This window comes from Vibrio sp. S9_S30, from assembly GCF_014694455.1.
Taxonomy (GTDB): Bacteria; Pseudomonadota; Gammaproteobacteria; order Enterobacterales; family Vibrionaceae; genus Vibrio.
In genome coordinates, this window is sequence record NZ_JAAUWT010000015.1 from 73,696 (window position 1) to 93,869 (window position 20,174).

17 protein-coding genes are annotated in these 20,174 nt (G+C 43.1%); 8 read left to right on the plus strand and 9 right to left on the minus strand.

Translation table 11 applies throughout. The annotated features are described in order from the left end of the window. Positions 1 to 135 precede the first annotated feature (135 nt). Positions 136 to 744 carry a histidine phosphatase family protein gene (locus HC752_RS17480; RefSeq protein WP_190336458.1) on the minus strand — a complete coding sequence of 203 codons (609 nt, stop codon included), beginning with the start codon at positions 742 to 744 and terminating at the stop codon, positions 136 to 138. Between the two features lie 293 nt (positions 745 to 1,037). Here HC752_RS17480 and HC752_RS17485 point away from each other — a divergent pair, with 293 nt between their 5' ends. After that, positions 1,038 to 2,828, plus strand: coding sequence for a PAS domain S-box protein (locus HC752_RS17485; protein WP_190336459.1), 1,791 nt, complete (start codon positions 1,038 to 1,040; stop codon positions 2,826 to 2,828). Positions 2,829 to 3,153: 325 nt separating this feature from the next. Beyond that, entirely contained in the window at positions 3,154 to 4,413 is a 1,260-nt protein-coding gene (locus HC752_RS17490) for a hydroxymethylglutaryl-CoA reductase (protein ID WP_190336460.1), read from the plus strand. A gap of 161 nt (positions 4,414 to 4,574) precedes the next feature. On the opposite strand, the gene HC752_RS17495 is transcribed toward HC752_RS17490, so the two are convergent. The 5 genes from HC752_RS17495 to narQ all read right to left on the minus strand — a co-directional run bounded on the left by HC752_RS17495 (position 4,575) and on the right by narQ (position 11,701). Further along, the gene (locus HC752_RS17495) at positions 4,575 to 4,955 is read right to left on the minus strand and encodes a hypothetical protein (RefSeq protein WP_190336461.1); all 381 of its coding nucleotides are present in this window, start codon (positions 4,953 to 4,955) and stop codon (positions 4,575 to 4,577) included. A 510-nt stretch (positions 4,956 to 5,465) separates the two neighbouring features. Beyond that, positions 5,466 to 8,072: a LuxQ periplasmic sensor domain-containing protein gene (locus HC752_RS17500; protein WP_190336462.1), complete on the minus strand. Its 2,607-nt coding sequence runs from the start codon at positions 8,070 to 8,072 to the stop codon at positions 5,466 to 5,468. Between the two features lie 18 nt (positions 8,073 to 8,090). Further along, a complete protein-coding gene (locus tag HC752_RS17505) occupies positions 8,091 to 9,185 on the minus strand; it encodes an autoinducer 2-binding periplasmic protein LuxP (protein ID WP_190336463.1) in 1,095 nt (364 codons plus the stop codon). A 178-nt stretch (positions 9,186 to 9,363) separates the two neighbouring features. Continuing rightward, positions 9,364 to 9,996 (minus strand): response regulator, encoded by a 633-nt coding sequence (locus HC752_RS17510; RefSeq protein WP_190336464.1) that lies wholly within the window; start codon positions 9,994 to 9,996, stop codon positions 9,364 to 9,366. Next, positions 9,983 to 11,701, minus strand: coding sequence for a nitrate/nitrite two-component system sensor histidine kinase NarQ (gene narQ, locus HC752_RS17515; RefSeq protein WP_190336465.1), 1,719 nt, complete (start codon positions 11,699 to 11,701; stop codon positions 9,983 to 9,985). Before narQ ends, HC752_RS17510 begins: the two co-directional genes overlap by 14 nt. Positions 11,702 to 11,953: 252 nt before the next feature. Here narQ and napF point away from each other — a divergent pair, with 252 nt between their 5' ends. The 6 genes from napF to HC752_RS17545 all read left to right on the plus strand — a co-directional run bounded on the left by napF (position 11,954) and on the right by HC752_RS17545 (position 16,539). Further along, positions 11,954 to 12,451: a ferredoxin-type protein NapF gene (napF, locus tag HC752_RS17520; protein ID WP_190336466.1), complete on the plus strand. Its 498-nt coding sequence runs from the start codon at positions 11,954 to 11,956 to the stop codon at positions 12,449 to 12,451. Positions 12,452 to 12,463: 12 nt separating this feature from the next. Then, on the plus strand, positions 12,464 to 12,766 hold the full coding sequence (locus HC752_RS17525) for a chaperone NapD (RefSeq protein ID WP_190336467.1): 303 nt from the start codon (positions 12,464 to 12,466) through the stop codon (positions 12,764 to 12,766). Beyond that, on the plus strand, positions 12,763 to 15,252 hold the full coding sequence (gene napA, locus HC752_RS17530) for a periplasmic nitrate reductase subunit alpha (RefSeq protein ID WP_190336468.1): 2,490 nt from the start codon (positions 12,763 to 12,765) through the stop codon (positions 15,250 to 15,252). Before HC752_RS17525 ends, napA begins: the two co-directional genes overlap by 4 nt. A 76-nt stretch (positions 15,253 to 15,328) precedes the next feature. Next, positions 15,329 to 15,787: a nitrate reductase cytochrome c-type subunit gene (locus HC752_RS17535; RefSeq protein WP_190336469.1), complete on the plus strand. Its 459-nt coding sequence runs from the start codon at positions 15,329 to 15,331 to the stop codon at positions 15,785 to 15,787. 25 nt (positions 15,788 to 15,812) lie between these two features. Continuing rightward, positions 15,813 to 16,391: a NapC/NirT family cytochrome c gene (locus HC752_RS17540; protein WP_190336470.1), complete on the plus strand. Its 579-nt coding sequence runs from the start codon at positions 15,813 to 15,815 to the stop codon at positions 16,389 to 16,391. A 10-nt stretch (positions 16,392 to 16,401) separates the two neighbouring features. Beyond that, a complete protein-coding gene (locus HC752_RS17545) occupies positions 16,402 to 16,539 on the plus strand; it encodes a TIGR02808 family protein (RefSeq protein ID WP_190336471.1) in 138 nt (45 codons plus the stop codon). A gap of 110 nt (positions 16,540 to 16,649) precedes the next feature. Here the strand turns inward: HC752_RS17545 and phaC are convergent, their stop codons facing one another. The 3 genes from phaC to HC752_RS17560 all read right to left on the minus strand — a co-directional run bounded on the left by phaC (position 16,650) and on the right by HC752_RS17560 (position 20,151). Then, positions 16,650 to 18,455, minus strand: coding sequence for a class I poly(R)-hydroxyalkanoic acid synthase (gene phaC / locus HC752_RS17550; protein WP_190336472.1), 1,806 nt, complete (start codon positions 18,453 to 18,455; stop codon positions 16,650 to 16,652). Between the two features lie 57 nt (positions 18,456 to 18,512). After that, the gene (locus HC752_RS17555) at positions 18,513 to 18,860 is read right to left on the minus strand and encodes a phasin family protein (RefSeq protein ID WP_190336473.1); all 348 of its coding nucleotides are present in this window, start codon (positions 18,858 to 18,860) and stop codon (positions 18,513 to 18,515) included. A gap of 85 nt (positions 18,861 to 18,945) precedes the next feature. Then, positions 18,946 to 20,151 carry an acetyl-CoA C-acetyltransferase gene (locus HC752_RS17560; protein ID WP_190336474.1) on the minus strand — a complete coding sequence of 402 codons (1,206 nt, stop codon included), beginning with the start codon at positions 20,149 to 20,151 and terminating at the stop codon, positions 18,946 to 18,948. Positions 20,152 to 20,174: the final 23 nt, after the last annotated feature.

Genomic DNA, 20,174 nt, shown 5'->3' on the forward strand with positions numbered 1-20,174 from the left:
GAGCACTTCTAATGAAATATTGACCTACGGTAAATCATCCATAAATTGTTGCGCGCATTCTCTAAATATTAAATCCAACAATACTCTCAGTCAAATTGGCACCATATTACTCACTTGGATTTCCGGTTGATGCCATCATTTATTCCACGTAATGTCGCAGAATTTTTCGACGCGCCAATTACCGTTCTCATAACACAAGATTGACTCACTCAAGTTATGCGCAAAAGGCTCTTGCCAAATATCTGTTGGTGCCTTGTTCAACAATGCTGTGATGACCGTTTTTATCCAGCCAGCATGAGAAACAAGAACAACGGTTTGACCGGAACATTCTTGAGCAAGATCCTCAAGTGCTTGCAGCCCTCTTACTCTTACTTGTTCGAACGACTCACCAGTATCGGGTACATAACGATCAGGGTGATTCCAGAAATCGGTATATCTTTTATTGTCGATTACATTGATATAATCAGTGCTCTGACCTTCCCAACTGCCTAGGTTGATCTCTCTGAACCCTTCCATCGTTTTCACTTGATTGAGCTCTACATCGGCGAGCAAACTTGCTGTTTGCATTGCCCTACCACTTGGAGAAGACCAAACAGAATCCATCCGAACACCTTTTAATTTGGATTTCGCTTCTTGAGCTTGTGCAATTCCTAATTCAGTCAGTGGCGAATCTTCATGCCCTTGCAATTTTTTCTGGAGATTCCACTGCGTTTGCCCATGCCTAAAAAGATGTATTCGTGTCACTCTGTCCTCCTAACTAAGATGATTTGGCATACCCAAACAACGTTATACCATTTTGATTTACAAACATTGCACTCATTTCCCATTTTCACGTTCAAAACGCTTCTAAATACCCTTATTCCCAAAAGTGCCTAGGGGGAAGAGAGAGTGGGAAGAAAAACGAACGTCAACAAAACATAAACTTAAAAATGAAATTTATGTTCCAAATTGGAACTACTGTGAATCGGTGTCTAGACTCAAATAAAATAACCAGTGCTAGCCGGCACAGCGTCGATAAACAAAATTAGGATCGAGTAATGCGATTATTTTCAATCTTGGGCGGAAAAAGCCAAAACAATGGAAACGTGAGCAATCAAATTATCGACAATGCATTAGATGCAATTGTTTCCATAGATAAAAGTAACAAAGTTTTTTATTTTAACCGAGCCGCAGAAAAGCTGTGGGGATACACGGCAAAAGAAGTGATCGGCAACAATGTTAAAATGTTAGTACCTCAAGAGTTTCAACCTAATCATGATGAATACGTCAATCGAAATAGAACCACTGGACAGAATGTTATTGTCGGCACATCCAGAAAGCTAGAGCTGATCAGAAAAGACGGGACTAAGGTTTGGGTAAGTTTGGCTTTATCTAAAACCGTACTACCAGATGGGATCGGCTATTCTGCCTTCGTGAAGGATATTTCAGCAGAAGTCAACGCACAACAGCGCATTGAACAAGTGCTCGCTCAGTCCGTCAATGCCGTTGTTTCCATAGACGGGAAAAACTGCATCACCTATATGAATTCCGCCGCTGAGCATTTATGGGGCTATAAACAAGACGAGGTGTTAGGGAAAAACGTGAAAATGCTTGTTCCACGAGAACTAAGAGACAAGCACGACTCACTGGTTAACGCCAACAGAGAAACAAGAATTGATAAAATTGTCGGAACAAGCCGAGATGTAGAAATAGAGACAAAAGAAGGTCGGCGAATTTGGGCAAATCTATCCCTATCAAGAATCGAATTGGATGGTGAAGTGGGTTACACCGCCTTTGCTCGTGATATTACCCAAGAAAGAGCCGCCAAAGATCAAATGGAGCAAGTGCTTTATCAAGCAATTGATGCCGTTGTCACCATTGATAAAGACAATATCGTCACCTTCTTTAACCCCTCCGCAGAAATATTGTGGGGATACAAAAGATCCGAGGTTATTGGCAAGAACGTAAGGATGCTAGTGCCAAAAATTCACCAATCACGTCATGATGATTACGTGAATGCAAACCGACGAACAGGCAAAGACAAAATTGTAGGTTCCAGCCGAGAGCTATTGATGGAACGAAAAGACGGTACTGAAATCTGGGTCAGCTTCTCACTTTCTAAGATTGAGGTAAACGGCGAAATCGCTTACACCGCATTTGTTCGCGATATTACAGAAGAGCGCACCGCACAAGAAACCATTAATCAGACCTTATCTCAAGCACTTGATGCGGTTATCACAATTGATGAACACGGAACCGTCAGTTTCTTTAACAAAGCGGCTGAAGTACTTTGGGGATACACCCCTGAAGATGTGATTGGTAATAATGTTAAGATGCTGGTGCCTGTGGAACTTCAACCCAATCACGATGGATTTATACAACGTAACATCAAGACAGGTGAAAATAAGATTGTTGGCACAAGCCGTGAGGTTCCTATCAATAGACCTGATGGAAAAGAGGCATGGGGGCTACTTTCTCTTTCAAAAGTCAGCCTCGATGGCAGAACAATCTATACGGCGTTCATTAAAGATATTTCTTCAGAAGTGAAACAGCGTAACGGTATGAAAGAGATCATGGACCGTGTAGGGACGTCAAGTAATGAAATCTCCGAAATTGCCAAAGTCATCGATGGTATTTCAGACCAGACGAACCTTCTTGCATTAAATGCTGCGATAGAAGCCGCCCGTGCAGGAGAACATGGTCGTGGGTTTGCCGTCGTAGCCGATGAGGTCAGGCAGTTGGCATCACGTTCTTCTGAATCCACCAACGAAATAAACCGACTCAGCGATGATACGCAAAAACTATTAACCGAGCTGGCAAATGTATTGAAACTTAAAGCAAGCGAATAATGTAAGTTCAAATAACCAACTTAGAGAGAGGCTTCCCCCTCTCTTGATGTTAGCGTGCAAACAAACCAAGCGTGCTTAGGGCACGCAGAAACTTATTTTCGTTCAAACCTACGATAACAGTAGGCAACTTTTGGACTCAGAGATTGTCAGAGTAAATCCGGATGAAATGTATTTTACGCCCAATATGAGTTGTTTACTTTTCAAGCTAAAACATCAACCCTGCTTCGTTATCCTCTATTGATATTGTAAGTTTCGGTGACTCTTCCTTGTTTTATCTGCCTTCGCGGGTAGAATCTTTAACAAAATATAATGACATACTTCACTCATGCCAAAACTGAATGCACTAGAAAGTACAGAGCATTACTCCATTCAAGAACAATGTTCTTTAGGACAAATTGATAATAAGCTTGCTCCAGATTATACGCCGCCAGCCATTGCGCTTCCGCGTTCACCATTCTTAACAGATAAAGCCATTGAACGTCGATGGGATTGCATCGGACAACCCGATATACGTGATGCATTGCTCGATGCAAACACACTTAAACAGAGAAAAGAGTACAGCAAAAATATTGAAAACTTCATAGGGTCCGTCAAAGTCCCTCTTGGTATTGCAGGACCGTTACGTGTCAACGGGCTGTTCGCAAACGAGGATTTCCTTGTTCCCCTCGCCACCACTGAGGCGGCCCTTGTAGCGTCCTACCATAGAGGATGCCGGCTCATAACCGCTTCAGGTGGCGCTTCTGCCATGTTAATTAATGAAGGTGTGACAAGAACACCCGCTTTTCTGTTCGACAATCTGGCGCTTGCTGGGCGATTTGTTGGTTGGGCGACCAGTCAATACGACACTTTTAAAACGCTAGCCGAATCCACAACCCGACATGGAAAGCTAAAAGACATCAGCATCACCATTGAAAGCAATCACGTGTTTTTAGTTTTCGAATTTCTGACAGGTGACGCTTCAGGTCAAAATATGGTGACTATCGCGACCAACGCTGTGTATGAATTTATCTTGAAACAGTCTCCAATTAAGCCAAGCCACGCTATTCTAGATGGCAACTTATCAGGCGACAAAAAAGCAAATGCACACACTATGCGAAGTGTCAGGGGGAAGAAAGTTTCAGCGGAAGTTCATATTACCCGAGAATTGGTAAAGGAATTTTTGCACACCACGCCCGAAGACATGGTTAAGTTCGGTCAAATCACCACCTCTGGCGCACTGCTTAGCGGATCTATTGGCGTTAACGCTCACTTTGCCAATGCACTCGCAGCCCTTTACATCGCCTGTGGACAAGATGCAGCGTGTGTTGCCGAATCTGCCGTGGGTATGTCTCGTATGACCATTAAAGATGATGGCAACCTATATGCTAGCGTTACGCTGCCCAACCTAATGCTTGGTACCGTTGGTGGCGGTACGGGGCTTCCGTCTCAGAAAGCTTGTCTGGACATTATGGGGTTGAGTGGATCAGGTAAAGCGAGGGCACTCGCGGAAGTGTGTGCCTCCCTTTGTTTGGCAGGCGAATTGTCGATTGTCGGCGCATTTTGCTCTGGGCACTTTACAAAAGCACACAGCAAGCTATCACGTTAACTAACCTTACCTCTGGGTAATCCATATTTAACCCATCAATTATTAATAACAAAGTTATTCAAAGCTGACGTTAAACTAAAGCAAGAGATACAGAAAAAGCCGCCTAACTCATGTCACATCACGAGTTGGCGGCTTTTTGATTCTCTCAGCGAGTTATTTCATTAAGAAAAATACCCATTGATATGTGAGCGATTGCCTCCGGCTGTTAGAGATTCTCTATAGAAGCCAAGAACTTTTACATTCACAAAAATAATACTCACCAAGATCAACACACAATAAAGCGGCCAGCCAAGAAGGATACCCATCAAATAAACCTGTTCAGCCGGTACAGCAAGGGTCAAATAAAACAGCGCTGCTTTTATAGCAAAGCTGGTTATCCACATCACGCTGATTTTTTGCCACATCCTCAGATATTCATCTGGAAACTGCCGATGCAAAGCCTTTAAATGAGGGTAAGTGGCTTCAGCAAGCAACATTGGTAATGGAAAACGCAGAAATGAAAATACCAACATTATCAGGCCAATTTTTAACGCACTGGTCATAAGCGAAAATTGCGGAAACGATTCTATAAGTGAAACCGGAACATACAACGACACCAACCACTCGATTAAACCAAATAGGGCAAAAAAGAAGGCAATAATGCTCTTCCTCGTTGAGTAAACCGAAACAAAGCATCCGTAAGCAGACAAAATTAAGATGCACCAGAACATTCCAAATAAATGCACTAGCGAGTAATACAAAATGGCGGGCACCAGCAGGACCAATACATTTTCCTGACTTAGGATGCTCGGTTTAGCAAGCCTGATCATGTTGTCTTCCCTGACCAACGTTTTTATACAAATGCACTTAGAATTCTTTCCTGTCTTAGCCGCAGGTTTCAGATTTTTCTAAACGCTCAATACTTCTGTTATCAATCAATACTTCGTACTATCAAAGTATCTAAAGGTGCCTAAATATAATCCAGCCAAATTTTTATTATTTTGATCCATGTATCAGATACAAGGCATGTTAGCGGTTTCTTATAATAAGAGATTTGTAAACCGCCTTTTTATTTATGAATCTGTCGCAGATTCAGGGCTTTTAATTGGCAATAAGTCATTAGTCTTAAAGTGATAAAATGCATTATAAAGAGATTTATCTTTAAGAGGCTTAACAATGACGAAATTGGCTCCGGCGTTCATAAATGCCTCTTTGGTAGATTCAAACGCATCGGCGGTACAGGCATAAATGGGTATGGTGATTCCCATATCTTGACGCATACGCCGCGTAGCTTCAACACCATCTAAATTGGGCATTTGGTTGTCCATTAATATCAGGTCGTATTCATTTGTTTTGACTTTCTCCATTGCAATTAAGCCATCTTCAGCCCAATCCACATCCATTCCATACTTGTGACAGAATGCTTTAGCAATGAAAGCGTTGCTTTTATTATCTTCGACCAACAACACTCTGATTTGAGTTTCAAACAACGATGATGGGTCTGGGTTTGAAGACTCTACCTGTTCCGACTGAACGGCACTGATGGGTGTTACTGGCAACTTAATGCAGAAAGAAGCCCCCTCCCCTAATAAGCTCGTGACTTTAATTGAGCCACCCATGAGATCGAGCAAGTTTTTAACGATAGCAAGCCCTAAACCACTTCCGCCATATTCACGTGTTGTAGTTGATTCGGCTTGAACAAAAGGCTCAAACATGATCTCCAGACTACTCTCAGTAATCCCAATACCAGAGTCACGCACTTCAAAATTCAAAACTTCTTTCCCTGGCTCAATGCACTCAAGTTCGAACCGCACTATAACGCCGCCAGTAGTGGTAAATTTAACGGCGTTACTGAGTAAATTAAATAGAATCTGATTCAACCGAACTTGATCTGTACAAATGATCTGTTCGTCGGGTATGTGATTCTGAATTTCGAAGGAGAGCCCTTTATTGATACAAAGAGGGGTATAGATTGTTTCCAGCGATTTCACTAAATCTTTGAACACAAAGTCATTAAACTCAATGTTCAGCTTGCCTTGCTCAATCTTAGAAAAATCAAGAATATCGTTGAGCACAGTGAGAAGGTGTTCGCCACTTTGGTAAAGAATATCGACTTTTTCTTTGTTTTCTTCTTTCGTTAAGGTGCATTGTAAGATCTGACTGATCCCCAAAATACCATTGAGAGGCGTACGAATTTCATGGCTCATTTTGGCTAAGAAATCAGCCCTTGCGACAGCGCTGCGTTCCGCTTCAATTCGAGCCAAGTTACTTTGCTTTTCTGCCTCAATAAGGGTCGTGATATCTTGCCCTTGACCAATGACCGCATGGATTTCATTATCCAATCCAAGTGGCGATAAATTCCAGCGATAGATCTTATTCTCAATGGGGACATTCACCCCCATTAACGTTTCCCCCGTCATCACCATTCTTAAATAAAATGCAACTTTGCTTTGGAAACTCTTAAATCGGTCATCAATATCGCTATTACTTAAGTCCAATTTCGAATTGAGTGCTCGCTCAGCGGCGGGGTTCATCCTGAGTACACCGCCTTCGGTGTTCCAAACAATGATCGGAGAGAGAGAAAAATTAAATAGATCCTGAAATGACTTGTCCTTTTCCCTCAGTTCTTCAAACGTTTTTTCTAAGGTATGACCAACATGATCAAACTCATAAATGCTTGAACCTTGAAACTCAGATGATTCTATTCTGTCACTAGCCGACCGTGTGTACTCCATCAAACTTTTCAATTCGTTGGATACAAGCCTTTGAATAATTTGACGAGTCAACAGTGCTAACGCAAACATTGTGAACATGCTGATGGCTAGACCAACCTTATAATTTTCCTCTAGTGTCAATATGTTTGAGTTGGTTTGAATCGTATAGATGTATATTGGGGTACTTTCCCCATTGATGCGCAAATTGGTTGCATTGAATAGATGCCCACCAGAAGAGCCCGTATCCCCTTGGTTAAGATCCTTCAAAACTTCTGCGTACAGTGGCTCTTCTGGCTGTATGGTGCTCGCGATGGCTGTATTCCCGATCATCATAATAACCGCATCACTATTAGAGGCGATCTGAAGTTGATCTATCAAAGATAAGTTTCGATTGAGAACGACAGCAATATACAAATGCCCCAGCACCTGACCATTATCCAAGCTAATAATCGGAGTGCGTCGAACCAACAAGTTCCTTTCGCCTAGAACTGTATCTTGGCTTAGATAATGCCAATCACGCCCAAAACTGATGGAAGTAGAGATCTGTTGCAGATTTATCTCAGTTAAGCCATAAAATAAGCCGCTTCCATCACTCCACTCTACATTGCCACTGTCTGTGGTTATAAACCTAAAATCTGGGGTATTGAGGGGATCGTTTTGCTCTAAATTGAGGAAGAAATAATCAATCCTGTTTGATTGGATACCAACTAAATTATTTTGGAGAGTGATATTAAGGGCATTACTGTCTTGGCGGCTCTTTAACGTTGCAAGTTTGTAATCAAGCAGATTTTGCAACAAGCTAGAGGTTTGAGATGAGGTACGGGCCACTTCTTGTTTAATGATGTTAGATGAAAAGTGGTAACTCTGAACCATTACACCGACAGTTAAAACGCCAAAGATAATAACGATCAAGCGAACGATTAGGTTTGCCAGAGAGCGCCTTTTAGTCGTAAGTTTTTTAATCATCCTAGCTCAGCTTTTCCATTAGTCAGAATATCTGAAAGCACGAAGCCTTAATTCTTGTATTCTTTCTTCACTGTCTTGACTGGTTACTATCTCAAAATCTCCCGAATAAACGGTTGGGACAGGTTTATTCTCCAAGTCCATTTTTATGGCTTCCGCCATCGCAACACCGGTATCATCGTTCATTCTCATGATGGTAACACTTAGCTCACCTTTTTGTATCGCTTCAAGCTCTGCACTTCCACCGCCCCAGCCATTAATGACGATATCTTTGCGTCCCAACTCTTTAATTGCATCGGTTGCACCCAACGCAACATCCGTGGAACACGCATAGATAAAGGACAAGTTGTAACCATCTGAAAGTGCATTTTTTGCTGCCTCGTACCCACTTTGACGGCTCGCTTTTGTATAAAATGACGAACGCAGCTGATAGGCATCCCCTTCATTGCTCATCGCTTCAATAAAGGTATCGCCGCGAGCAGCACTTATATAGCCTTGAGAAAAGAAGAGAACAGAGTAGTCGCCGCCGCGAGGAAAACGGGATTTAAAATGGCTTGCAAGCGCACGACTGCCCGTTGCATGGTCAAAACCGACATACATGAACGGCTGATTCTGAGACCACGCTTTAAGTGGTGTTGTAATGTTTTGCAGTATGAGTTTCGTATCAGGATTATTTAGAACGTGTTCAATGAATTTTCGATGGCGACCTGTATCAAGGGTAAAGATTAAATACCCTGACTTATTACGTATCGCCTCCATTAACGAAGCACTTTGTTGCCGAATATCTACATTAGGGCGAGTGAACACTTTGTTGATTTGGTAATCAATACCGAGTTCATCCATACGCTTGCTAAACGCCGTGATATTACGTCTCCAATAATCTGAGACTTGTTCGCCAGGATAGATAACGGAAATCGTTACAGGTTTCGTTTGTCTTACGGCAAGAGGGACAGGTTCAGAGCGTACTACCTTGCTAAAGTTTCTTACCAGCCCTTGCTGTTCAGGAAATGTTTTTAGGTAATCACTGTATTCCCAGTAACCATTAAGTGCTTGTGCTGCTACTAAGCCGGGTGTGAAAGCCAAACTTAAGCCAATCAAAAGATGTCGCAATTTCATATTTTAATCACCAATTTACGTGATGCCTCACGATAATATAGTTGATATAAAAAAGAATTTGTATCGCAATTGCAAAGGATGAGACTGACTGCCTATCCTTAACGCAATTCATGGCAACATTTAGCACGACCTGAATGCGCATTACATAACATATGGATAAAATCACATATGCATTTTATTATCTAGGATCACCAAAATGCTCTAAATAAAGAATGGTGGCAGCGGTTCTTGAGGGTACTTCCAACTTTTTCAGCAGGCTTTTCATATGCACTTTTACTGTGGATTCCGAAATAAACAAACTATCCGCAATCTGCTTATTACGAAACCCCTTCGCGACTTCTCGTAAGATCTGTTGTTCACGATCAGTAAGCAGGTCCATAACCGATGGTTTATTGCTTCTTTCTAATAAATATTTACGAACTTCGTCGCTATAAATTGGATTACCAGACATTGAGTCTTTTATCAATTCAATCAAATCATCCGGTTCCGTATCTTTCAACAAATAGCCATCAGCGCCAGCTTTCACCATAACATCAATGTCATTTGGGCTGTCTGATACCGATAAAACGACGATCCTGGCTTCTATTTCTTCAGAGCGAAGGGCTTTTAGAGTATCGAGACCTGACATACCCTTCATATTGAGATCGAGCAAAATTAAATCCGGTTGCACTTTTAAAGCTATCGCAAGCGCGTCGGAACCGTTACTTGCCTCCCCCACAACGCTAAATTCGTCTTCAAAGCTCAGAAGTTGAACGATTCCTTTACGCATCAAAGGATGATCGTCAACGATAAGTACATTACAGATCGCCATTTTGATCCTCTCTTACTGTGTAAGTTAATTGGATTATACAACCATTTTCTGGTTCACTTTCTATCTCTAACCGCCCGTTGAGCCTTCCTGCTCTCTCTTCCATAATACTCAATCCGTAGTGGTTAAGTTTTTGATTATGAATATCAAAGCCAATGCCGTCATCCGCTACGACCACTCGCATTTCATTACCAAACTTTGTGCAATTGACTACAATGCTCTTTGCCTTGGCATGCTTCACCGCATTCAGAACAGCCTCCCGCACTAATTGCAGTACGTGAACCTGCTCACTGGCTTTAAGGTTCAATGACGCGACTTGGTTATTAATAGTAATAACAGAATCGGTTTGATCTCTTAGCGGGATAATCATTTGGACAAGTGCTTCATCAAAATTCGCATCCTTAATAGAAAGACGAAACGTATTTAACAATTCTCGAAGTTGGGTATAAGCCCCCGTCAATCCACAATCAATATCCGAAATAATAGATGGCAAGGCTGATCGCTTCTCTGCTGAATCGCTGTTAAGCCTCTTCTTTAGCAAACTCACCTGAATTCTAAGGTAGGATAAAGACTGTGCAAGAGAATCATGAAGTTCACGTGCTATCGTAGCCCTTTCTTCCATTAGAATGAGGTATTCTTCTTGTTTTTGAGTCTGAGAATAATATATTCCCTGAGTAAGGATCTGAGTGATGCTGTTGATCAACTCTTGGTCAGGGCACGGTAGCATAAATTGGGTTTCTAACGTTCCTAGCACCTGATTATCCAACTCAAGCAAAGTACAGTTCCATTTATTGTGTGGCTTGGCTATACCTCTTTCAATTACTTCACTTTGCTGCGCACCGCCTAATGTCAGCTTTACCGCCGCTACGCCTTCCAAGCTGAACATAAAATCAACGACTTTTTCGATATGGCTTTTGGTAATCCGAGAAACGTTAAGTGCTTGCGAACAGTGATACAGCACTTGCAATGACTGATTAGCATGGCGCAACCTATGAGTTTTTTCTTCCACCGCTGTTTCTAACCCGCGATAGAGATGCCCTAATTCGGTAGCCATGGAGTTGAACGTTTCCGTTAATCGCGAGAGTTCATTATTCCCTGAGACATGTAGCGCGACATCAAAATTCCGATTTTGAATTTCGTAACTGGCGTAACTTAACCTATTTAATGGGTTAACAATTTCTCTTCTAACGTAGCGAACAACAAAAGTAGAAATGATGAGAATGCCCCCCAACCCCACTCCTCCTATCCACGATAGCGCGATCAATTTCCGTTCAGAATATTCTTGTAACCCAAAGACAAATTCGTCGATCTGCTCTACAAAATCGGCAACCTGACCTAAATACGCCTCATTCTGTTGCGAATGCAGCAAGATATTAAGCTGCCGCCATCGCTGAATAACCAACAGATATTCTTGTTGAATGTCCGCTGGAACCGTCCAATTATGAAGGGCTGACATTGAAGGTGAAAACAGAGAACGTTCAAATTGTTCTACATGCAAATTGAATTCAAGTGAATCACTTTGAATATCATAGGCGAGCCGATAACTTTGCATTCGCATAGAACCCGCTACGTTTACGGCTTCAGCATCATTAAGGCTTGAAGCCAACGTAAGAATCGCAAAACTCGTTGTTGTTATCGAGAGCAATAGGATAAGCAACAAGGCTTGTGCGACTGTGCTTGTTACTGGTTTTTTGGGTAACTTAAACAAATTGTTTTCTCATATCGATGTTAAGTCCAAAACGATAACCTCGGCGGCTTCCTAATGGACCCATTTGAACAGATTACCAGTCATCTCATAACCATTAGCACTTGAATTGTTGATTTTTTATTGATCTAAAACAGTTTAGATACTGATTACCCCTTTAGGGTTATTTTATCAATTGTGGCTAAAACTAAACTATCCATACTCAGTAGTGAAGAGCTGTTAACAGATTTTTGCGATTTATATTAAGAGGCTGTTTTGGTTGATCAATTTCGAAGGCGTTTTTTCACACGAAAACAAGAAGCCGAGACTCAACCTCGCTTGCCTTGGTTAAATAATGCCATCGAATTTACTGATCGGTGTACTCGCTGTAATAAGTGTGTGAACGCGTGTGAAACACAAATCATTAAACACGGCAGCGGCGGCTTCCCCATCATTGATTTCGGTCTCGGTGAATGTACGTTTTGTTATCAATGCGCAGATGTCTGTCCTGAGCCTCTTTTTTTAGACCAGAACGAAATGGCATGGCCGGCTAAAGCGGTAATTAATGACGAATGTCTTGCCTTAAAAAAGGTCGAATGCCGATCTTGCGGTGACCAATGCGAAACCATGGCGATTCAATTCAAGCTCGTGGTAGGAAAAGTCGCGCAACCCCATTTAACTCTTGATGAATGCAATGGCTGCGGTGCGTGTGTATCGGTGTGCCCAACGTCATCCATCAATGTGAGCATGCAAATTTGCGATCATACAAAATAACGAGAGATAACGATGTCACTAAATGAAGTGCATATTTCCAGCTTAGTGGTGCAGGTTTCACCGGAACACCTGTTGCAGACTAAATCTCGAATTGAGGAATTTGAAAACGCAGACGTTTTCGGTGATAGCCCAGAAGGGAAAATTGTGGTGGTTTTGGAAACAGAAAATCAAGGCTTCATCACAGATACCATTGACGCAATTAATAACTTGCCAGACGTCCTGAGCACAGTATTGGTTTATCACCAAATTGAAACTGACCTAGATAACGACGAAAACACCGGAACGCAACATTCCCAATTAGAGGATGAAGTATGAAAATGACAAGACGTGCGTTTGTGAAAGCAAACGCAGCAGCATCGGCAGCCGCTGTTGCAGGTGTAACGCTACCTGCCTCGGCCACCAATCTGATTGCTAGCTCCGATCAAACTAAAATCACATGGGACAAAGCACCTTGTCGTTTTTGTGGAACGGGTTGTTCAGTATTAGTGGGCACTCAGGGAGGCAAAGTCGTTGCAACTCAGGGGGATCCAGAGGCGCCTGTCAATAAAGGCCTTAACTGCATCAAAGGTTACTTCCTTTCTAAGATCATGTATGGGAAAGATCGCCTGACTCAACCGCTGCTGCGCATGAAAGACGGCAAATTCCACAAAGACGGCGATTTTGCCCCAGTCTCTTGGGATACTGCGTTCGATATCATGGCAGAGAAGTGGAAAGAGGCATTGAAAAAACGAGGACCTGCGGGTGTCGGAATGTTTGGCTCTGGTCAATGGACTGTGATGGAAGGTTACGCTGCTGCTAAAATGATGAAAGCGGGTCTGAGGTCAAACAATATTGATCCAAATGCGCGTCACTGTATGGCATCTGCCGTTGGTGCGTTCATGCGCTCATTCGGCATCGATGAGCCAATGGGATGCTATGATGACTTTGAACACGCAGACTCTTTCGTACTGTGGGGTTCAAACATGGCAGAAATGCACCCAGTACTTTGGACACGCATCACCGACCGCCGATTAAGCTTTCCGCACGTCAAAGTCAATGTTCTTTCAACCTATTACCATCGTTCATTTGAACTGGCTGATCAGGGCTACATATTCGAGCCTCAAACTGACCTTGCTATCGCTAACTTTATTGCACATTACATTATCGAAAATGATGCCGTTAACTGGGATTTTGTAAACAAGCACACCCATTTTAAGCAAGCGACGACGGACATCGGCTACGGATTACGTGACGATGATCCTATGCAGATTAAAGCTCAAAACCCGAACTCTGGGAAAATGAGTTCCATTTCCTTTGAAGAGTACAAGAAATCTGTTGCTCCTTATACCGTCGAAAAAGCCTCTGAAATGTCGGGGGTATCTCAAGACAAACTCATCGAGCTGGCCAAACAGTATGCAGATCCAAATACCAAAGTGATGTCGCTTTGGACGATGGGAATGAACCAACACACCCGTGGCGTTTGGATGAATAGCTTGATCTACAATATCCACCTGCTTACCGGAAAAATTTCCACTCCAGGAAACAGCCCATTCTCGTTAACTGGGCAGCCTTCAGCATGTGGCACGGCGCGAGAGGTGGGGACGTTTGCTCACCGCCTGCCTGCCGATATGGTCGTTGCGAATCCTAAGCACCGTGCATACGCAGAAAAAATATGGAACATTCCTCCGGGCGTTATTCCACCAAAACCTGGATACCACGCTGTTCTTCAAGACCGTATGTTAAAAGACGGTAAGCTCAATGCGTATTGGGTGATGTGTAATAACAACATGCAAGCAGGACCAAACATTAACAACGAACGTCTTCCTGGTTACAGAAACCCTGAAAACTTTATCGTGTGTTCGGACCCTTACCCAACCGCCACAGCTCAAGCTGCTGATCTGATCTTGCCCACAGCAATGTGGATTGAGAAGGAAGGGGCATACGGGAATGCTGAACGTCGAACTCAGGCTTGGTATCAACAAGTTAGTACCGTCGGAGAGGCAAAATCTGATCTTTGGCAAATCATGGAATTCTCCAAACGCTTTAAGATGGAAGAAGTTTGGACCGAAGAAATGCTAGATCAAGCGCCCCAATACAAGGGCAAAACGATGTACGACATGTTGTTTGCTAATGGGCAAGTAGATAAATACCCTATTGAGGAAGCTCGTGAGCTGAACGACGATGCCCACCATTTTGGCTTCTATGTACAGAAAGGCTTATTTGAAGAATATGCTTCATTTGGCCGAGGTAAAGCTCACGATTTAGCACCTTACGACGTATACCATCAAACTCGTGGTCTTCGCTGGCCTGTCGTAGATGGAAAAGAAACCCTATGGCGCTATAAAGAAGGTTCTGACCCATATGCGAAAAAAGGCTCTGGTTGGGATTTCTATGGTAAGCCCGATGGCAAAGCTTTCATTATTTCAGCACCTTATGAAGCGCCCCCTGAGTCGCCAGATTCTGAATTTGATCTCTGGTTGTGTACTGGTCGAGTTCTCGAGCATTGGCATACAGGCACAATGACAAGACGAGTACCAGAACTATACAAAGCGGTGCCTGACGCAGTGTGTTACATCCACCCTGCTGACGCTAAAGCACGCGGTCTTCGCCGTGGTGATGAGGTTCTGATGTCCAACAAACGCGGTGAAGTAAGAGTACGAGTAGAAACTCGTGGCAGAAACCGCCCGCCTGAAGGCTTGGTATTTGTGCCTTTCTTCGACGCTAGAATCCTTATTAATAAGCTTATTCTTGACGCGACGGATCCGTTATCGAAACAAACCGACTTTAAGAAGTGCCCAGTGAAAATAACCAAAATTGTGTAATCAAAAAGTCGAAAGATAGCACTGACCGCCGTAGCGGCGGTCTGATCGAAATTTAGCCACAAGGCGGAGATTTATAATGAAAAAACTCATGTTAACACTGCTGTCGGTGGGTGCAGTTTTAAGTGGAGCAGCGATTGCTGAACTTGAAAATCCAGGTGGAATTGGTGGCGTAGAATCGCTTCGCGGCGCAAGCGAGCTGGAAGCCACTCGCCCTGCAGATGATTTTAAAAAATACCCACGTGAACAGGTACTGGATAGTAGCTATGTTTATCAACCGCCACTGATTCCTCATAACATTCGTGGTTATGAAGTGTCTTTGAACGCAAATAAATGCCTTGCTTGCCACAGTTGGAAAAACGCAAAAGAAATGGGAGCCACGAAAGTGAGTGTAACCCACTACGTAAACCGTGAAGATGCTGTGTTAGCAGACATGTCACCAAGACGTTACTTTTGTCTGCAATGTCATGTCCCTCAAGCAAACGCAAAGCCGCTTGTAGAAAACGAGTTTAAGAGTGTCGACTCACTAAATAAGTGATTGGTCACTCCATAAGAGGCGAATTATGAATATACTAAAAGCGTTTTGGAAGAGACTAACAAGCCCTAGCAAGGCAGCCGTTGGGGTTGTGCTTTTTATGGGGTTTGCAGGAGGTTTACTCTTCTGGGGAGCCTTCAACACGGGTATGGAAGCCACAAACTCAGAAGAGTTCTGTTCTGGCTGTCACGCTCCTATCGTTGCTGAAATACAGGAAACGATTCACTACTCTAATCGTTCTGGCGTTCGCGCGATCTGTTCGGATTGCCACGTTCCCCATGAATGGAGCGATAAAATTGTTCGCAAAGTTCAAGCATCTAAAGAGCTGTTTGCTCACTTTGTATTAAAAACCATAGACACCCCAGAGAAATTCCAAGACCGCCGCGCCTACCTTGCTGAAAGGGAGTGGTCGCGATTAAAGAAAAACGATTCTTTAGAATGTCGCAATTGTCACGAATTTGATTTTATGGATTTCTCCGAACAAAGTGCAAGAAGTGCCAAGCAGCATTCTTCAGCTTTGGCCTCTGGTGAAAAAACATGTGTTGATTGCCATAAGGGCATCGCGCACAAATTACCTGATATGCATGGCGTAGAAGGCTGGCAATAAGGAGGTTTCAATGAGTAATTTAGAATCAATTATCTGGTACGTATTAGGCTACTCTGCAATGCCAGTCATCATCATTAGCGGTTTTTTAGGCGTAGCTGCTGTGTCTTTATGGCTACTATCGTTTGGGAAAGATAAAGAAGTGAATTAATCGATACCTTTAGCTTACTAAGACCGTTATGTATGAAAAGAAAACTCCCACTTTTGTGGGAGTTTTTGTATTAGCCAACTGTGTTGTTAGTATTTGTGCTTCGAGCAATATTAGGCGGTTTCCGCTTCTTTCTTTTTCACTATATCTTCAATTACTGGCAACGTTTGTTTTACATAGTTTCCAGGAGCGGACCCCAAGACTGGGTAGTCTTCGTTACCTATACTAAATGGTTCTCGCTGCTCTTCTGGGTTGAAGCGCGACAGCCATTTATCCCAATGCAACCACCAAGAGCCATTATGGTGCTCAGCATTCGTCATCCACTCTTCAGCTGTCTCCTCAAGATTATCGTTTGTCCAATAACCGTACTTTTCCTTATCAGGGTGGTTAACAATTCCGGCGATATGACCCGACTCACCAAGAACAAATGTCTTGTTGCCTCCGGTGTTAAGAGCGCCACAATAAGTACCTTGCCACAGAGCGATATGATCGTCTTTCGTAGAAATAAAGTAGCTCGGGATACGGATTTTCTTGAGATCAATCCATACGCCGCCGATTTTCACACCTTTGTCTTTCACAAGCTTATTCTCTAAATAAAGCTGACGAAGAAGGAAGTTGTGTGTATTGGCTGCCACATTGGTGCTGTCACTGTTCCAGTACAGTAAGTCAAAATCTACAGGGCTATTACCCTTTAAGTAGTTATCAACGTAGTAGTTCCAGTATAGGCTGTTTTCACGCAATAAACTGAATGTTACGCTGAGTGAACGCCCATCCATGTAACCTTGTAAATTGTTCTGGACTTCAATCGCTCGAATGACAGTGTCATTTATGTACGCACCAACTTCCCCAGGCTGTGAGAAATCTAGTAACGTCGTGAAGAAAGACGCGGATTTAATGCGCTTTTTCATTCTTTTCGCAGCATAGTAAGCAACAGTAGAAGCCAATACCGTTCCACCAATACAATACCCAGCAGCATTAATTTGCTCCTGACCAGTAATCGATTCAATGGCATTTACTGCTTTTACTACTCCCTCGGTTACATAATCACCAAACTCAATTTTTGCCTGTGATGGTCCCGGATTGCGCCAAGACATCATAAATACGGCATGACCTTGTTCTAGCAACCACCTCACCAATGAGTTTTTCTCTCTTAGGTCAAGAATGTAGTATTTATTGATGAACGGCGGAACAATCAATAGAGGTGTTGCATTGACTTGCTTTGTAAGAGGGCGATATTGAATGAGCTCAAATAGCTCATTTTGGAAAACCACTTCCCCTTTCGTATTTGCAACGTGCTCACCGATCTGGAATGAGTCCGTATTGGTCATGCGGATTTTAAGAATGTCCGCACTTGCTTCAACATCTTCTCTGAAGTGCTGAAGACCAGTTACCAAGTTTTCGCCATTTTTCTCCATCGTCAGTTTAAGTAACTCTGGATTAGTCGCAATAAAATTACTTGGTGACATCGCATTAATTGTCTGACGAGAAAAGAAATTCAATCTTTCTTTCGTTTTCTCATCTAACCCTTCAACTGCGTTAATCGTGTCCATGTAGGTACGACTGAACAATAGGTAAGATTGTTTAATGAAGTTATAAAAAGCGTCTTCTTGCCAAGCTTTGTCTTGAAAACGTTTATCGCCTTTTTCAGATTCTATGACCGAATCTTTATTGGCTTGAAGTGCGACTTTTTGCCAAATTTCTAGCTGCTGCTCCCACCATTTAGTTTGAACTTCCAGCAATGCAGCTGGTTGTTGAGCGGCTTTTTCTAGTAATTCTGCGGTATCTTCAAGGCTGATTTCTTGCATTGCCTTGCTTAGAGGGGTATTTACGGCTGCCTTGCCTTGCTCAAGATCTTTCCACCATTGCTGGTTGCTCTCTTGGAGCTTAACAAGGTAGTCCGATAAGAAGTTTTGAAACATGATAAAACCCTTTCATCGGATCAAGAAAACGCCACCCAGTAGGGTGGCGCCATCATCTTAAGCTGGAGTAGAAGCTTTCAGATTTTCTGTAGTAATACTCTCAACATCATCTTTGAATTCAGTTGCAATGGATTGCAGTTTATTGCTGTCTTCTGTTAGTTGCTGAGAAAGACGCGTAAGTACAGACAATTGCTGGTTGCTGAATGAAGCTAAAGACGTGACATCTCTTACTTCACTTGCGGCTTTCAGCTGAGAAAGACCTAACTCACTGTATGCGCGCAAAGCGTTTAGGTGTAGTTCGGTCACTACTTCAGCGTTTTTCGTGATCAGTTTGTTGAACTTTGTGTAAGGTTCAAACGTTTTTTCAGTTTGGTCAGTGAATACTTTAAAAATATCTGTGTACATGATGTCTCTCCTGATAAACAAATTTCCATTGAGTGAATCGATTTCAAATCATTTGAGGCAATAGCCTCAATGAGTAAAACAGCCTTTAACTGCGTCTAAGTACCACGGCAGTTCCCATTCCACCGCCAATACATAGTGATGCAACACCGGAACTACTGCCCTGACGCTCCATCTCATGAATTAGAGATACAATGATTCGGTTTCCAGATGCCCCTAAAGGGTGACCTAGTGCAATTGCGCCGCCATTCAGGTTAGCTTTTGAAAGAATTGCTTCTTTTTCTACTTCATGATGGTCAGCCAGTTGATAAACGACACCCAATGCTTGCGCGGCAAACGCCTCATTGAGCTCAAACACATCCACATCTGAGATAGAAAGTTCGGCTTTGCTTAGAGCGGATGTCACGGCTTTAACAGGTCCCAATCCCATTACTTTTGGATCCAAACCTGTCTGAGCATAGGAAACCAACTCGCAAAGAGGCGTTAGATTCAAACGCTTTACTGCGGACTCAGAGGCTACGACGAGCGCACTTGCACCATCGTTAATGCCAGATGCGTTGCCCGCCGTTACCGTACCTTCTCTATCGAAGGCAGGTCGTAGCTTTTGCAAACCAGCTAGGCTTGCATCCGCTTTGGGGTATTCATCGGTATCAAATATGATCGTTTCTCGGCGGCTCTTCACTTCAACAGGCACAATTTCTTGCTTGAATTTCCCTGCTTCTATCGCAGCAACCGCTTTTTGCTGGCTCGACAGTGCGTATTCATCTTGAGTTTCGCGAGTTAAACCGACTTCTTTGGCTATATTTTCAGCCGTCACACCCATATGATACTGATTGAAAAAATCGGTTAAGCCATCTGATACAAGCAGATCTTTGAAATTGAGATCGCCCATTTTGTGCCCTTGGCGTAAGCTTGTTGGGGCAGCAAAAGGAATTTGCGACATGACTTCAACGCCAGCAGCAACCACTACTTCTGCATCACCACTGCGGATATGTGAAGCGGCATCCATCAACGTTTTCATGCCACTGCCACAGACCATATTCAGTGTGTATGCTGGTACAGTTTCAGGTACACCAGCAAAAATGGCAGCTTGACGACCTATGCTCATGCCTTGCCCTGCACCCACGACGTTTCCGACAATCACTTCATCTACGTCAGCAGGTTGAACATTCGCCGCTTCTAGAGCCCCTTTGATTGCAACCGCACCTAGTTCACCAGCGGGTACATCTTTCAGAGTGCCACCAAACGCGCCAATAGCAGTACGCTTTGCGCCGACGATATAAACTTTTTCCATTGTAGAATCCTTAATAAATTTGA

Excerpts from the sequence above, each read along its gene's own strand:
- HC752_RS17485 (WP_190336459.1), top strand. The coding sequence starts at position 1,038 with ATGCGATTATTTTCAATCTTGGGCGGAAAAAGCCAAAACAATGGAAAC.
- HC752_RS17490 (WP_190336460.1), top strand. The coding sequence starts at position 3,154 with ATGCCAAAACTGAATGCACTAGAAAGTACAGAGCATTACTCCATTCAA.
- HC752_RS17495 (WP_190336461.1), bottom strand. The coding sequence starts at position 4,955 with ATGACCAGTGCGTTAAAAATTGGCCTGATAATGTTGGTATTTTCATTT.
- HC752_RS17500 (WP_190336462.1), bottom strand. The coding sequence starts at position 8,072 with ATGATTAAAAAACTTACGACTAAAAGGCGCTCTCTGGCAAACCTAATC.
- HC752_RS17505 (WP_190336463.1), bottom strand. The coding sequence starts at position 9,185 with ATGAAATTGCGACATCTTTTGATTGGCTTAAGTTTGGCTTTCACACCC.
- HC752_RS17510 (WP_190336464.1), bottom strand. The coding sequence starts at position 9,996 with ATGGCGATCTGTAATGTACTTATCGTTGACGATCATCCTTTGATGCGT.
- HC752_RS17525 (WP_190336467.1), top strand. The coding sequence starts at position 12,464 with ATGTCACTAAATGAAGTGCATATTTCCAGCTTAGTGGTGCAGGTTTCA.
- napA (WP_190336468.1), top strand. The coding sequence starts at position 12,763 with ATGAAAATGACAAGACGTGCGTTTGTGAAAGCAAACGCAGCAGCATCG.
- HC752_RS17535 (WP_190336469.1), top strand. The coding sequence starts at position 15,329 with ATGAAAAAACTCATGTTAACACTGCTGTCGGTGGGTGCAGTTTTAAGT.
- HC752_RS17540 (WP_190336470.1), top strand. The coding sequence starts at position 15,813 with ATGAATATACTAAAAGCGTTTTGGAAGAGACTAACAAGCCCTAGCAAG.
- HC752_RS17545 (WP_190336471.1), top strand. The coding sequence starts at position 16,402 with ATGAGTAATTTAGAATCAATTATCTGGTACGTATTAGGCTACTCTGCA.
- phaC (WP_190336472.1), bottom strand. The coding sequence starts at position 18,455 with ATGTTTCAAAACTTCTTATCGGACTACCTTGTTAAGCTCCAAGAGAGC.
- HC752_RS17555 (WP_190336473.1), bottom strand. The coding sequence starts at position 18,860 with ATGTACACAGATATTTTTAAAGTATTCACTGACCAAACTGAAAAAACG.
- HC752_RS17560 (WP_190336474.1), bottom strand. The coding sequence starts at position 20,151 with ATGGAAAAAGTTTATATCGTCGGCGCAAAGCGTACTGCTATTGGCGCG.